Below are 12,689 nucleotides of genomic sequence, written 5' to 3'. Positions count from 1 at the left end.
TCTCCTTGAGTTCAAGCGGTTGAGGACGGTCATGACTGTGCGGGTAGTCCCGCAACTTCAATCACGGGACGGATTTCGACAGTGCCGACTTTTGCACCTGGAATTTGGGTGGCGATCGCAATGGCTTCATCCAAGTCCTGAGCATTGACGAGGAAAAATCCGCCCAATTGTTCGCGGGTTTCGGCAAAGGGTCCATCCGTCACAAGGGATTTGCCGTCCCGGACCTGAACACTGGTTGCCGTGGCGACGGGATGGAGGGGAGCCGTCGCCAAAAACTGTCCTTTGGTATGCAGTTCTTGGGCAAGTTGAGCCGATTCCCCATAGCAATGCTCCCGCTCGGTGCTACTCATGGCGTTTTCATCCATATAGATCAGCAGCAAATATTTCATTCGGTTGCCTCCTTTGTAATTAAGTCGAATGGGAATTGCCCAAATCGACACCTGACTGAAAATTTTTGATTGAGTACGATCGAGCTTTGCCTTCTTTGTCAGTCAGTCGAACGGGAATCACTCAAATCGACACCTCCTAAAAAACTTATTTTTTTAGTACAATTGTTCTTTATTTTATTGCCTCCTTTGTCAGTCAGTCGAACGGGAATCACTCAAATCGACATTTTGCCCAAACTTTTTTGTGTTTTTTTATGACAGAGATGACTTCAACCCCAAACTCAGATGTTGCTCGGGCGATCGCCTCTGTTTATAAGACGGAATGGGGACGAATTGTTGCCATCCTAATTCGACTGGTAGGAGATTTTGATTTGGCTGAAGAAGCCGCGCAGGAGGCGTTTGCAGCAGCAGTGAATCAGTGGCAAACCAGTGGGATTCCCGATCTTCCCCGTGCCTGGATTATCCGAACTGCCCGATATAAAGCAATCGATCGCCTCCGACGACGAACACGACTGACCGAAAAACTGGAGTGGTATGCCGCATCGGGGCTAATTCCATCCAGTGAAGAACCAACCTACGACAGTGATGAAATTGGAGACGATCGCTTGCGATTAATCTTTACCTGTTGCCATCCAGCCTTAGCGATCGAAACTCAGGTGGCATTGACCCTGAGGATGCTGGGAGGACTGGAAACCGACGAAATTGCCCGCGCCTTTCTCGTACCGACCGCAACAATGGCACAACGACTGGTACGGGCTAAACGCAAAATTCGAGATGCAGGCATTCCCTATAAAGTGCCAGAGACAACTGATCTCGCTCCTCGGATAGAGGCAGTCCTGACAGTAATCTATCTCATCTTCAATGAAGGCTATGCTGCAACAAAAGGAGATTCGATCGTGCGGGCTGACCTCTGCACTGAAGCGATTCGCCTGGGGCAACTGCTGCGGCAATTGATGGCACCCCAACCCCCGTCTGAAGTCACAGCACTGGTGGCATTAATGTTATTCCACGATTCGCGGCGCGATGCCCGTCTGGATGAGGCAGGTGATTTGATTCTGCTGGAAGATCAGGATCGGAGCCGTTGGAATCACCAACAAATTGCTGAAGCGTTACCTCTGGTGGAAGCAGCGTTGCGCGGTGGAACGGGGGTTTATGCCCTGCAAGCGGCGATCGCAGCCCTTCACTGTCAGGCAGCCCGCGCCGAAGATACGGATTGGGCACAGATTGTGCGGCTCTATGAGGTGTTAGAACGGTTACAGCCTTCACCGATTGTGACCTTGAATCGAGCGGTGGCGATCGCAATGGCAGAGAGTCCTCAAGCCGCATTTGGACTGATTGATCAACTTGCTCCAGAACTTGACAGCTATCATCTATTTCATGCCACCCGTGCCGATTTGTTACGGCGTGTCGGGGCATTAGAAGAATCGTCCCAAAGCTATACACGGGCACTGGAATTGGTGACAAATGACAGTGAGCGTCGCTTCTTGGAGCGTCGGCTACGCGAAGTTCAGCCCTAACATCTTCACGTTCAACTTAACTTATGGAGAATTCAGACATGGGTAACAATCCCAGCATTCTCTCGCACGTCTCGATTGGCACCAATGATTTTGAACGAGCGATCGCCTTCTATGACGCTGTGCTGCCAACGTTGGGCTGTAAACGACTGATGGAGCATCCGGGGGCGATCGCCTATGGCAAACAGTATCCTGAATTTTGGGTGGGAACGACCTTCGACGGGCAACCTGCAACGGTTGGCAATGGCACTCACATTGGCTTTATCGCGCCCACCAAAGAAGCTGTCCATGCCTTCTATGAAGCAGCATTAGCGGCAGGCGGCAAAGACGAAGGTGCCCCCGGTGGCAGACCTGAATATAGTGAGCCATATTACGGCTGCTTTATGCGCGATCCGGATGGACACAAAATAGAAGCCGCCTTTTGGGATGAACAGCTTGAGCAGGAACTCAACCAGAACAATGGTTGACCAGAGTATGAGTCGTTTTTAGATGCAGGATAACACTATGGAATTCCATCGGGGTCGCCTGATTGATCATGTCCATCTTCGGGTCGCTGATGTTGCTGCCAGCAAACGGTTTTACCAGGCAGTGTTGCAATCGCTAGGACGAGATATCGATGGGGAAGGAGATGGTTACTTTTTTGCGGATGAGTTGTTTGTCGATCAGGCAGATAGTGCCCCGTCGAAAGTTCATCTTGCCTTTCAAACCAACGATGAAGCAACCGTGCAGCAGTTTTATCAGGCAGGACTGGCAGCCGGAGGTCGAGACAATGGTGCGCCCGGTGAACGGCACTACCATCCGGGATATTACGCTGCTTTTTTACTTGACCCCGATGGCAATAATATCGAAGCCGTCTATCACGGAGCAATGGAGCGATCGGCTCCTTCAGTTGTGATTACAACTTCTGGACCGCTCTCCAGTTAAGCCTTTTATTCCCTGATAAATGACAGAATCTCCTGGATGAAGCGATCGCGCTTAATCAATCCAATACTGCTGATACAAATACTCCAGTGCCCGTTGAGTGGCTGGAGCGCACTGGTCTACATCCCTGTATCTTAGCCATGCGATCGCTTCGATTTCAGAGGTAGCGATGATTTCGATTTCTGATATGGATCAACTCCCTCACATCATCAACTAAAGAGGACAGAGTTTTGTTGGGGTGGGAGTCCAATAACCCTAATCCCGGTCGGGCGATCGCCATCAGTCGCAATCCCAAAGCAGGAAGATGAGTCGCACCGAAACCAAGCGAGCCGCTCATCCCCGCTCCAGTGCAAAACAAAACCGGAATACCATCCTCAGGTCCCCATTCAGACCATGCCAATTTGTAATCGTCCTTTAGTTGGATTGCTGCTTATCGTTCAGGTGGTGTCACAAGCTCATTGAGGAAATGCACGGTTCTGTTCCTACTATTTTGATTTAGATGTACTACCAAATATGGGGTATTGGAAGGGCAGTATGCCAGCAGGGCGATTCCATCGACAGTGGATTCAACCAAGATAAAGAAGCTAAATCAAAATTAGCAGTCTTGGTTTAATGAGCTTTTGCAGATGAAGGAATTTGACTACTCGCTCGATTTCAAGGCGATCGACTTTCGCCAGCATCCAGAACTGTACCGGATTGGTCGGGGCGAACAGGGCGTTTTGCTGGTTGAACCCTACAAGAGCGAGATTTTGCCCTACTGGAAATTCAAAACCCCAGACATTGCTCGTCAGTCTGCTGACAAAATCTACAGCCTGTTTCTTCAATACAAAGCCGAAGGCGACTTTGTTGGTATGGATATGGCACGAAAGTTTTTGCAGATGGGCTACACCCGCTCTCGTCGCTATGCCAATCACAAGTCAGGACGCAAGTATGCAGCAGGCTCCAAAACAGTTTTGCCGCGCGAAGAAGATCCGATCAAAGCTCAATCTGCCAGGATTTTCTATGAACAGTGGCAATTGGCGAAGACTGATCCAGAATATGTACGATTAGCCGCACGTCACCGCGATCAGTACGAAGGAGCTGAACCCGTTGCTGCCAAAAGTCCAGGTTCTAGACAGTAGTATTAGAGTACCCGGTTTGAGATTATTGTCCCCTTTGTAGAAGGAGCGATCGCCTATGCCATTAGCAGAACGTATTGCCATTGTTACAGGCGCAAATCGTGGGATTGGGCTGGAAGTGGTACGGCAACTTGCTCACAAAGGCATGACCGTTATTCTCGGTTCGCGGGATTTGCAAAAAGGCGAACGGGCAGCGGCGCAATCGATTGACGCAGGGTTACAGGTTCTTCCACGCCAATTAGATGTCACCGATCCAGAAAGCGTGACTCGGCTTTCGGCTCAAGTGGAACAGGAATATGGACGATTGGATATTTTAGTCAACAATGCAGGCATCCTCTACGATACCTGGCAGCAGCCCAGTACAGCGGATTTCGATACAGTGCAGGAAGCAATTAGTACTAATACATTAGGTCCGTGGCGGATGTGTAGGGCATTTGTTCCCCTGCTGCGACGTAGCCAAAAGGGTCGGATTGTTAACGTTTCCAGTGGTGCGGGGTCGATCGCCAGTATGGACAACAGCACCCCTGCCTACAGCGTCTCCAAGGCTGCACTCAACGCCTTTACCCGTTCTCTGGCAGCTGAACTAAGGAACGCAGGAATTTTAGTGAATGCGATCTGTCCTGGTTGGGTGGCAACTGATATGGGAGGATCAGGTGGGCGACCTGTAGAGGATGGGGCTGCCAGTGTCGTTTGGGCAGCGATGCTACCGGATGATGGACCGACAGGCGGTTTCTTTCGAGATGGTAAGCCTGTACCCTGGTAAGGAAAGCTTGATGAACTATTTAAACAGTGGTAGCAAGTTATACTCCTGACGAATATCCAGAAGAGAACGATCGAGTAAAGGTTCAAATTCTAGAAAGGGAACTTGACGGGTGCGATCGCGCGTTTTTAACCAAAGCGAAATCAGATCTGGCATAAGTTGTGGAAGCACTTTGAGAATGTTGCCGTACAACCATAATGTACCTTTGTCACGAATCAGATCGTTGTACATCACGTCAATCACAGCAGCATTTTTCATTCTCACTTCCCGGAACCGTTGAAAGGTACACTCACTTGTCCACCAAAACAGCGGTAGAAGTTTTAACTCGTCGTACATGCCGGTGTCACAGCCATAGATGACATGACCGACATCATGAGCACGCAGAATTCTAGCAAATTCTGGTGGCTGGGTTTCAGGTAGAGTGAGATGGGGATTAAGGGCGTAGTATTCTGCCAACCCCGCTTCCAGAGTTTGGGTACTGGCTTTATTGGCATAACGAGGACGTTGCATGAGCGGCTTTCCATATCGATACGATACTGTATCGTAAATTATAATAGCAGCCATGACGAATCCAAGTAAAAAGTCGCCTGGAAGACCCCGGAGTGCCCAATCGCATCAGGCAATGTTGCAAGCAACCCTAGAATTGCTTGCAGAGGTTGGTTTTGAAGCGATGAGCATTGAGGCGATCGCTGCCCGTGCCGGAGTTGGCAAAACCACCATTTATCGGCGCTATAACGGCAAAGCCGAATTGGTGGCGGATGCGATCGAGAGTATTCGGGAAGAGATTATCATCCCTGATACTGGGAGCCTTTGGGGTGATATGGATGCTCTCATTCAAAATGCCGCTCAAATCTCGCTGAATCCGTTAGGACGACAAACTGTTGCCATGATTATCAGCAGTGCATCAAGTAATGCTGAATTTGCTCAAATCTATTGGACAAAATACTTACATCCGCGACGAGAAGCATTTGCTATTGTCCTGGAGCGCGCAAAGGCAAGACAGGAAGTGAAGCCTGACTTAGATCCCGGTCTGGTTTTCGATACGATGAGCGGCATTATGCTCTATACCATGATTTTTCAACCAACTCCTGAATCATGGGAAGCTTATGTACGCCGTTCGTTGAAGTTAATTTTCACAACTCCTTAATTTTTGAGAAATGTTGAATATGCGCGATCGCCACCAATAACGCATCCAGCATCACTTCATAGCTTTCGTCTATAGAGCGATCGATCGTCATTAAGTCAGATTGTTTGTGGACGATGGAGTCTAGAGATTTCTAAAGAGCATAGCTTACACTAGAGGAGAGTTTTTAGAGAAAAACCTGTAGTCGTAAAGATATGCCCACCTCAAATCCGGTTTATCAGTTACTTGATTGGTTAAAGAACTTTAAAGCTGAATGGCTACAGAATGAAGATGAAGTAGAGACAAAATTTGTTATTCCACTATTTCAGAAGCTTGGTTATTCAGATGAATTTTATCGTGGTAAATACCCTACTAAAACGTACAGCCCTGGCAAAAGTGGAAGAAAGCCAGAGTCTGATCGAGTATATTTCTCGGTAAGTAGTCCAGAGCAACAGAATAAAAAAACATCATTAATCGTTATCGAAGCAAAAGAACCCAAAGACACACAGCTTGAGAAAGCAATAGAACAGGCTGAGTTCTATGAGACCTCTTTAAAGCCAGTTTTTTTAGTGGCGACAAACGGGTATCATCTAAAAGTTATTAAACCAAACCGATGTGCTGAATCAGAAGTGGTTTTTGATTTGACTATAGAAGAGCTTTTAAGCAAAATTGAGACAACTCAAAAATTTTACGAACAACTCAACTTTAAAGCTGTGGGTAGAGCCAAGAAACAATATCAAGATATAGCAGACGCATTACCTCATGAGAAGTATATTTTACTGGAAAAAGCTCTCCGGAATTATCCAGAACTACAAACCATTTTGGAGCAAGGTGAGTTTGAGCCAGAATTGCAAACCTATACAAACAGACTTAAAATTATTAAGCCAAAAGTTTCAGTTGAATGCAGCCTTCCAGTTTTACTCAAAGAAGGCAATTGTGAAATTAAATTCAGTAATATCCTACGTCGGGGATTACAAATAACAGTCAATCATCGAGATATTCTTGGCAAGTTTATGATTGGCTTAGGTACTTCAGTAGATTGGGGAACACGTTCTTTTATTAAAAAAGTTAGTGAAGATGCGTTTGAAGTTGTTTTAGGTGATACTTTCACAACATTATCCAGGTTAGAAATTGAAGACTTATGCTCGTGCATAGATGAAATCTGTCAAAGATATAAAGACACCATACTTGAAGTTGAAACTCTGCTGGAAGCAGAAAAATATATACCTGTGAAGATTCCAAATTTCTCTATACCTGGCTTTCGTCTTTTGTCAGTTCAACAATGGTTTTGGGATTTAATGAAAAATTTTTCAGAGGAGCAGTGTAATAAAGATGATCGATCAGAATGGGATATCTTTGCGTTCAATACTAGAGCTATTCGTATAAAACATGGCTTGCATACCAATGCATATCTATATCCAGTTCATTGTGATGGGGACTATTCTAATAATTTATTAGGTGGATATGTTGATGTCATCTATGCTGTAGATGATACCTCTTTTACTTTTTCCGCACGCTTAGATAAAACAACCTGGCAACAGACTATCGGATTGAAAGGTATTTGGACTGTTGAGTATACAAAGAAATGGCTTATAGAAAAATTAATTCCTAAAATCGAGAGTTATTATTCTGATGAATTTGAAAAGTACTATTGGCAATTTAGTGAGAACTCCGAGGAAGGATGGTATCGATCTTATGTATCTTATGAAACTGATGCTAATAGAAAGATTCCTCTAGAGAAGGCTGATAAGCCAAAGCATTTAGTACCTTACTTACACGATGTACAATCGTGGATTCATATATATCATATATATAGGTACAATCTGGATGCCTCAATTCTGCGTTCATATTATAAAAATTTCATAGAGCTATGTAGAGAAGCTGATTTTTCGACAGGTGATCGCATTAATTATTTAATAGAAAATATGTATGCAATTGATTTACGTCAATCTGGCAAAGAATGTGATTATAATTTTATGAGAAGTCTCAATAAAGACTACATTCTTCAGGCTTTGAACCAACATCTTGAGAGGATTAATAGAGTAGAATATGAATTCGCCTTCATTGCTGATCTCATATCGCGGTCATTCATTGCTATAGTAAAAAATTATGAAATTAGGTACTCTCAGTCTCAATTAAATGCAGCTAGACACGCTCTTATTCCTCTTTGGAAGCAGAGCCAATTTGAAGAACGGTACGTATTTCCGAAGTGGATTACCGATCGGGATGCAGATTGTCGGTAAACGGTGGAAAGAAATGGAGTTATTGGCGATCGCTCAGCAACTTGACGCTGTGATTGGTGGATTCCAACATCCACCAAGCTATTTCAGTTAGAAGAACTTGCTGATCAAACTGCTGAAACCGGGCAGGATGGGGCTGGTTAATTCATCCTGATGATACAACGTTGCTGCCAGCTTCAATATCCCATTCTCACGGCGATAAACCTCAACCACTTGCTCCTGGAAATTCACGATCCAGTATTCCAGTACGCCTCGAACAGAATACAATTTCAGCTTTGCTTCCCGATCTCGTCGCTCATTTGCTTTGCCCGGTGATAACACTTCAACCACTAACTCTGGCGCAGCGGTGAGGTGTCCTGATTCATCCAACGACTGTTCCAACCGTTCATGGCTTGCCCAGACCACATCAGGAATTACATTGTCGGATTCCGAGAAAATGATGCCAGGGTTAATTGCAGCTTGACCCAAGCCACTCTGATCAGACCAAAGTTTGAGCAAGGTTACGATGTTGCCGCAAACTGCTTGATGTTTCCAATCGGGTGCCCTGGTCACAAATAGCTCTCCATCAATAATTTCATAGCGATTGGTGCGATCGCCCTCAAAGATCACCAGGTCAGCGATCGTCCAGCGGATGGGATTGGTTGTTGTGGATTGCATAGAACCCTCTGCCATTCATTGCTTCGATCATAAATGACTAAGCCACAAACTGCTTGCGGCAATTCTTACAGAGATAGCACTGCTTCCCCCGACGATAGCCATTTTTCGATAACTGGTCAGATTGGCAATGGGGACATATCATTACTTTCATTACATTGCCTGACCGCTGATCGCCCACATGCGGCTCTAAATATGACACCATCAAATCCTCAATCTGTTGCGTTAGGCGTTGGCGATGCTCTGGATCTGGATTGCGGAGTGCTGCCAGGATGACGGCATTACTACTGTGGACACAGACTTCCGCCAATAAATAGTGTAGTTCCTCTGATAGAGCGGGATTGCGGTGCTTCAGAATACTTGCCATGAAGGAGATCGCATCCTGGGTCATACTTTCGTCAATCGATTGAAAAATCTGACGCGCCAAGTAAAACTGGACGAATACAACCCGTGAAACAGGTTGCTCAAACAGTTCTGCAACCGACTCGACTAGAACATGAATCATTTGACGTAAAGGAAGCTGCACCAGGGCTGGAATGTCCACTTGCGACCAAAACCCTTTCACCCGTTCTGAATGGCGAATCTCCATTGCCTTAAAAATCGCGGCTTTGTCTGGGAAGAACTGATAGAGTGACCCGATCGCTGTTTCTGCTTTGGCTGCAATCATGTGAGTCGTTGTAGCGTCATAGCCCACCTCATCAAACACGGACGCCGCCGCATCCAGGATCTTCTCAACTTTTTCTTTGCCCCGTTGCTGTTTCGGCTGACGACGCAAATTAACAGATGATGGGGGACTTGACGAACGTGAATGTTCTGTCATATTTTGAATTCTATAAGTTGAAACATGACGGATTTTTCACAATTTTATCAGTGGAGGACACTATGCGCTCGATGCTCCCCGGTGCGCCCTGGTTGTTGGCACACAAATCGATGCTGAAGGTCAATCAGCCGCAAAAAGTTTCGCTGTATGGGGTTGACTATGTGATGTGGAAAGATTCAACTGGAGCAGTTCATGCCTTGCCGAACGCCTGTCCTCATATGGGGGCGATGCTTTCAGAAGGATGGTGTGAAGTGCAGAACGATGGTATCAGTACCGTTGTTTGTCCATTCCATGCGCTGCCCTTCGACGCCACAGGTTGCACGGTTCTGCCAGGTTCCGGCAAGAAAACATTGTCTCTATTGAACCCCCTGGAACTCATCATTCAAGGCGATTTCATCTGGTCCTATGGTGGTTACGAACCAAAGATCCCCATTCCTGCTGTGATGAATGACATTGCAGTGAAATATAGCTTTGTGGGACATACGGGCGATCGCAGCGTTGAAACCGATTTGCTGACCATGCTGCTGAATATGCATGATTACAACCATCAGAACGGTACCCATCGGGATCTGTTCCGCATCACCGATGTCGAGTTTCATCAGTTTATTGACAATGGGCTAAATTCTCATGCGTTTTATGACATGCCTACGGCACCCTACACATTGGTAGAGAAGCTGAGAAAACCAGATTTATTTCTACTGCCTACGGCAATCAAAGCACACTTGGAAAACCATTTTCCCTCCCTGATCATCTTTCATGGTGAGATGCCACTAGGGAAAGCAGCACAGTGTCATTTCTTTGTACCAGAAGCCGAGAATCGCACTCGGACTTACATCCTGCTTTTTGGTCAAGCTAAACATCCTGCCTTTAGAGTATTTGGTAAAACGTATCTCAAATTCGGTAAGGTCGTAATTGATCAGGATGCTGATATTCTTGGAAAACTTTATCCCAACACGCCGCAAAAGATTAAACTCAATCACGAAGTCGGTATGGATTGGGTGCGGCGTAATTTTGAGAGTTTTCCCGATGCTGTAGCACCCAATCTTTCCAGGTAAACTTCAATTGCTTTACTGACTACGCCCCAAGTGATTCTCTCCCCAATTGCACAGTACTTGCAGGACAGGTTTGAGAGTCAGACCATACTCTGTAAACGAGTACTCTACTTTAGGTGGCACTTCTGAATAGACATTACGATTGACAATGCCATCTTTTTCTAGCTCTCGTAATTGTTGAATCAACATCTTTTCTGTAATCTCCGGCATCAATCGCTTGAGTTCACTAAAGCGCTTTTTCTCATCTTTGAGATGCCACAGAATCAAAATCTTCCATTTTCCACCTAACACTCTTAAGGTGGTTTGCACAAACACAGTGCCTTGAGTGGGTTCATTGGTCATCTAACGCTACTTTCCCATATCTTGAGGGAGCTTACAAAAAAGTAAGTACTTCCGAAAAAGTTAGTAGGAGTATACCCTGTTCTTTGTTGCTGGTCATTGGTCACTGGTCATTGGTTACGTGCATTACAAATGACGAATGACAAATGACAAACCCCTTAAGGACAAAACACAATGCAAATTCAAGGTGCGATCGCATTAGTAACGGGCGCAAATGGTGGGATTGGGCAATACTATATTCAAGGCTTACAAGCGGCTGGAGCCACACGCATTTATGCAGGGGCACGTAATCCAGATAGTTTGAAGGACATTGCGGCAGCAGATCCCGATCGCATTATTCCAATTCCACTCGATATTACTGATGAAGCTTCGGTCAATGCGGCAGTTGAGGCGTACTCAGATGTGAATCTCCTCATCAACAATGCTGGAGTGGGATTTAATCAACGATTGGTCGCAGATATCAATTTTGACAAGGTGCGATCGGAAATTGAAGTCAATTACCTCGGTATGTTGCGGATGTGTTTGGCGTTTGCTCCAGTTTTGAAAGCCAATGGGGGAGGGGCAATCGTTAATATGCTCACCATCCTGGCAAAGGTTAATTTTCCGCTGAATTCGTCCTACTGTGCGTCTAAGGCGGCGGCTCTATTGGCAACCCAGGGAATTCGAGCAGAGCTTGCCTCACAAAAAACGCTGGTGGTTGGGGTCATGCCCGGAACGGTGGATACAGGCATGAGTAAAAACTTCCCACCTCCTAAAGTTGCCCCTGAAGAGGTTGTACGGGCAGCACTTCAGGCGGTTATTGATGAGGTTGAGGATGTCTATCCCGGAGAGCAAGCGCAGGAGATGCAAGCTCAGTTACTTCAAGACCCCAAATCGGTTGAAAAGTGGATGGCAGGAATTTTAGCAAGTTAACCCGTCTATGCCCCCTCAAAACAAACGCTTTTCTTGTTAAAGCAACGCTGCTTTTGAGTAGTAGCCTCACAGTGATGGCAGGAGCGCCGATCGCCCCGTCTCTGCCTGCCATGCGCGATTACTTTGCAGCAACATCCAATGCCGACTACTGGGTACGCCTCGTGCTGACGATTCCCGCACTGTTTATTGCGATCGGTGCGCCTTTTGTCGGGACGATGATCGATCGCTTCGGACGGAAACCACTGCTGGCATTTGCCGTATTGTTGTATGGTATTGCAGGCACTTCGGGGGCTGTATTAAACGATATTGGCATCATCCTGTTTGGGCGAGTGCTGCTGGGGTTGAGTGTGGCAGGCATCATGACCACGGCGACCGCCCTGATCGCCGATTATTATACTGGGGCAGTCCGTGCCCAGTTTCTCGGCTTTCAGGCAGGATTCATGGGATTAGGTGGAGTCTTGTTTCTCTCCCTGGGTGGCTTTCTGGCAGATGTGAACTGGCGAATGCCTTTTCTGATCTATCTCCTGGCATTACTCATCTTGCCGCTCGTCGTGCTGGTCTTGCCCGAACCCAACCATACCGAAGTTGGTCAGAATGCAGGAATAGATGCAACTGAAGTTTTTCCCTGGCAAATTGCAGGCTTGACGTATCTAGCCGCCTTTCTATCGCAGATTGTGTTTTATTTAATTCCGGTACAGTTGCCGTTTTGGTAGTGCCATTAGGTAAAGGATAGGGAAAAATCAGTCATCTGCTCGCGTTGTAATTTCTCTCGAATCTTCTGGTTGTAGTGATGGATGAAGTTCCAAATCGCACCAATGTGATTTTCGAGCTTCTTTAGAAAATGACAAAC

16 protein-coding genes are annotated in these 12,689 nt (G+C 46.3%); 10 read left to right on the top strand and 6 right to left on the bottom strand.

Translation table 11 applies throughout. The features are described 5' to 3' along the window. Positions 1–29: 29 nt before the first annotated feature. Complete coding sequence (locus AC1S52_RS21210; protein ID WP_482031045.1) at positions 30–389, bottom strand: YciI family protein; 360 nt, start codon at positions 387–389, stop codon at positions 30–32. 260 nt (positions 390–649) lie between these two features. Here AC1S52_RS21210 and AC1S52_RS21205 point away from each other — a divergent pair, with 260 nt between their 5' ends. From AC1S52_RS21205 to AC1S52_RS21195, 3 genes are read left to right on the top strand one after another with little or no spacing between them, the layout of a single operon-like run. Then, a complete protein-coding gene (locus AC1S52_RS21205; protein WP_482031044.1) occupies positions 650–1,903 on the top strand; it encodes an RNA polymerase sigma factor in 1,254 nt (417 codons plus the stop codon). Positions 1,904–1,941: 38 nt separating this feature from the next. After that, on the top strand, positions 1,942–2,367 hold the full coding sequence (locus AC1S52_RS21200; protein ID WP_482031043.1) for a VOC family protein: 426 nt from the start codon (positions 1,942–1,944) through the stop codon (positions 2,365–2,367). A gap of 22 nt (positions 2,368–2,389) precedes the next feature. Further along, positions 2,390–2,824 (top strand): VOC family protein, encoded by a 435-nt coding sequence (locus AC1S52_RS21195; protein WP_482031042.1) that lies wholly within the window; start codon positions 2,390–2,392, stop codon positions 2,822–2,824. 154 nt (positions 2,825–2,978) lie between these two features. On the opposite strand, the gene AC1S52_RS21190 is transcribed toward AC1S52_RS21195, so the two are convergent. Next, complete coding sequence (locus AC1S52_RS21190; RefSeq protein ID WP_482031041.1) at positions 2,979–3,221, bottom strand: hypothetical protein; 243 nt, start codon at positions 3,219–3,221, stop codon at positions 2,979–2,981. Positions 3,222–3,447: 226 nt separating this feature from the next. On the opposite strand from AC1S52_RS21190, the gene AC1S52_RS21185 reads away from it, so the two are divergent. Together AC1S52_RS21185 and AC1S52_RS21180 are read left to right on the top strand one after the other, a co-directional pair. After that, a complete protein-coding gene (locus tag AC1S52_RS21185) occupies positions 3,448–3,942 on the top strand; it encodes a DUF4385 domain-containing protein (RefSeq protein ID WP_482031040.1) in 495 nt (164 codons plus the stop codon). Between the two features lie 55 nt (positions 3,943–3,997). Beyond that, entirely contained in the window at positions 3,998–4,702 is a 705-nt protein-coding gene (locus tag AC1S52_RS21180; protein ID WP_482031039.1) for an SDR family oxidoreductase, read from the top strand. A 15-nt stretch (positions 4,703–4,717) separates the two neighbouring features. On the opposite strand, the gene AC1S52_RS21175 is transcribed toward AC1S52_RS21180, so the two are convergent. Next, positions 4,718–5,209 (bottom strand): hypothetical protein, encoded by a 492-nt coding sequence (locus AC1S52_RS21175; RefSeq protein WP_482031038.1) that lies wholly within the window; start codon positions 5,207–5,209, stop codon positions 4,718–4,720. A 52-nt stretch (positions 5,210–5,261) separates the two neighbouring features. Between AC1S52_RS21175 and AC1S52_RS21170 the strand changes: the two genes are divergently transcribed. Beyond that, entirely contained in the window at positions 5,262–5,846 is a 585-nt protein-coding gene (locus tag AC1S52_RS21170; protein WP_482031037.1) for a TetR/AcrR family transcriptional regulator, read from the top strand. A 191-nt stretch (positions 5,847–6,037) separates the two neighbouring features. Next, positions 6,038–8,065, top strand: a complete 2,028-nt coding sequence (locus AC1S52_RS21165; protein WP_482031036.1) for a type I restriction enzyme HsdR N-terminal domain-containing protein — start codon at positions 6,038–6,040, stop codon at positions 8,063–8,065. Between the two features lie 87 nt (positions 8,066–8,152). Here AC1S52_RS21165 and AC1S52_RS21160 read toward each other — a convergent pair whose 3' ends face one another. Continuing rightward, positions 8,153–8,719: a Uma2 family endonuclease gene (locus AC1S52_RS21160; protein ID WP_482031035.1), complete on the bottom strand. Its 567-nt coding sequence runs from the start codon at positions 8,717–8,719 to the stop codon at positions 8,153–8,155. A 37-nt stretch (positions 8,720–8,756) separates the two neighbouring features. Beyond that, entirely contained in the window at positions 8,757–9,536 is a 780-nt protein-coding gene (locus AC1S52_RS21155) for a TetR/AcrR family transcriptional regulator (protein ID WP_482031034.1), read from the bottom strand. Positions 9,537–9,598: 62 nt separating this feature from the next. Here AC1S52_RS21155 and AC1S52_RS21150 point away from each other — a divergent pair, with 62 nt between their 5' ends. After that, the gene (locus AC1S52_RS21150) at positions 9,599–10,591 is read left to right on the top strand and encodes a Rieske 2Fe-2S domain-containing protein (protein ID WP_482031033.1); all 993 of its coding nucleotides are present in this window, start codon (positions 9,599–9,601) and stop codon (positions 10,589–10,591) included. A 12-nt stretch (positions 10,592–10,603) separates the two neighbouring features. Here AC1S52_RS21150 and AC1S52_RS21145 read toward each other — a convergent pair whose 3' ends face one another. Further along, the gene (locus AC1S52_RS21145; RefSeq protein ID WP_482031032.1) at positions 10,604–10,930 is read right to left on the bottom strand and encodes a winged helix-turn-helix transcriptional regulator; all 327 of its coding nucleotides are present in this window, start codon (positions 10,928–10,930) and stop codon (positions 10,604–10,606) included. Positions 10,931–11,101: 171 nt separating this feature from the next. Between AC1S52_RS21145 and AC1S52_RS21140 the strand changes: the two genes are divergently transcribed. Both AC1S52_RS21140 and AC1S52_RS21135 read left to right on the top strand, forming a co-directional pair. Further along, positions 11,102–11,839, top strand: a complete 738-nt coding sequence (locus AC1S52_RS21140; RefSeq protein ID WP_482031031.1) for an SDR family oxidoreductase — start codon at positions 11,102–11,104, stop codon at positions 11,837–11,839. Positions 11,840–11,892: 53 nt separating this feature from the next. Then, positions 11,893–12,552 (top strand): MFS transporter, encoded by a 660-nt coding sequence (locus AC1S52_RS21135; protein WP_482031030.1) that lies wholly within the window; start codon positions 11,893–11,895, stop codon positions 12,550–12,552. Positions 12,553–12,689 lie beyond the last annotated feature (137 nt).

Source organism: Kovacikia sp. CALU 1929, assembly GCF_056784235.1.
The sequence above is the reverse complement of the archived record's forward strand: the minus strand, read 5'-3'. Positions and strand labels throughout refer to the sequence as shown.

What these genes read in the sequence shown, in the direction of transcription:
- AC1S52_RS21140 (WP_482031031.1), top strand. Translation starts at nt 11,102, where the DNA reads ATGCAAATTCAAGGTGCGATCGCATTAGTAACGGGCGCAAATGGTGGG.
- AC1S52_RS21155 (WP_482031034.1), bottom strand. Translation starts at nt 9,536, where the DNA reads ATGACAGAACATTCACGTTCGTCAAGTCCCCCATCATCTGTTAATTTG.
- AC1S52_RS21200 (WP_482031043.1), top strand. Translation starts at nt 1,942, where the DNA reads ATGGGTAACAATCCCAGCATTCTCTCGCACGTCTCGATTGGCACCAAT.
- AC1S52_RS21185 (WP_482031040.1), top strand. Translation starts at nt 3,448, where the DNA reads ATGAAGGAATTTGACTACTCGCTCGATTTCAAGGCGATCGACTTTCGC.
- AC1S52_RS21170 (WP_482031037.1), top strand. Translation starts at nt 5,262, where the DNA reads ATGACGAATCCAAGTAAAAAGTCGCCTGGAAGACCCCGGAGTGCCCAA.
- AC1S52_RS21205 (WP_482031044.1), top strand. Translation starts at nt 650, where the DNA reads ATGACTTCAACCCCAAACTCAGATGTTGCTCGGGCGATCGCCTCTGTT.
- AC1S52_RS21195 (WP_482031042.1), top strand. Translation starts at nt 2,390, where the DNA reads ATGCAGGATAACACTATGGAATTCCATCGGGGTCGCCTGATTGATCAT.
- AC1S52_RS21150 (WP_482031033.1), top strand. Translation starts at nt 9,599, where the DNA reads ATGCGCTCGATGCTCCCCGGTGCGCCCTGGTTGTTGGCACACAAATCG.
- AC1S52_RS21175 (WP_482031038.1), bottom strand. Translation starts at nt 5,209, where the DNA reads ATGCAACGTCCTCGTTATGCCAATAAAGCCAGTACCCAAACTCTGGAA.
- AC1S52_RS21165 (WP_482031036.1), top strand. Translation starts at nt 6,038, where the DNA reads ATGCCCACCTCAAATCCGGTTTATCAGTTACTTGATTGGTTAAAGAAC.
- AC1S52_RS21160 (WP_482031035.1), bottom strand. Translation starts at nt 8,719, where the DNA reads ATGCAATCCACAACAACCAATCCCATCCGCTGGACGATCGCTGACCTG.
- AC1S52_RS21145 (WP_482031032.1), bottom strand. Translation starts at nt 10,930, where the DNA reads ATGACCAATGAACCCACTCAAGGCACTGTGTTTGTGCAAACCACCTTA.
- AC1S52_RS21210 (WP_482031045.1), bottom strand. Translation starts at nt 389, where the DNA reads ATGAAATATTTGCTGCTGATCTATATGGATGAAAACGCCATGAGTAGC.
- AC1S52_RS21180 (WP_482031039.1), top strand. Translation starts at nt 3,998, where the DNA reads ATGCCATTAGCAGAACGTATTGCCATTGTTACAGGCGCAAATCGTGGG.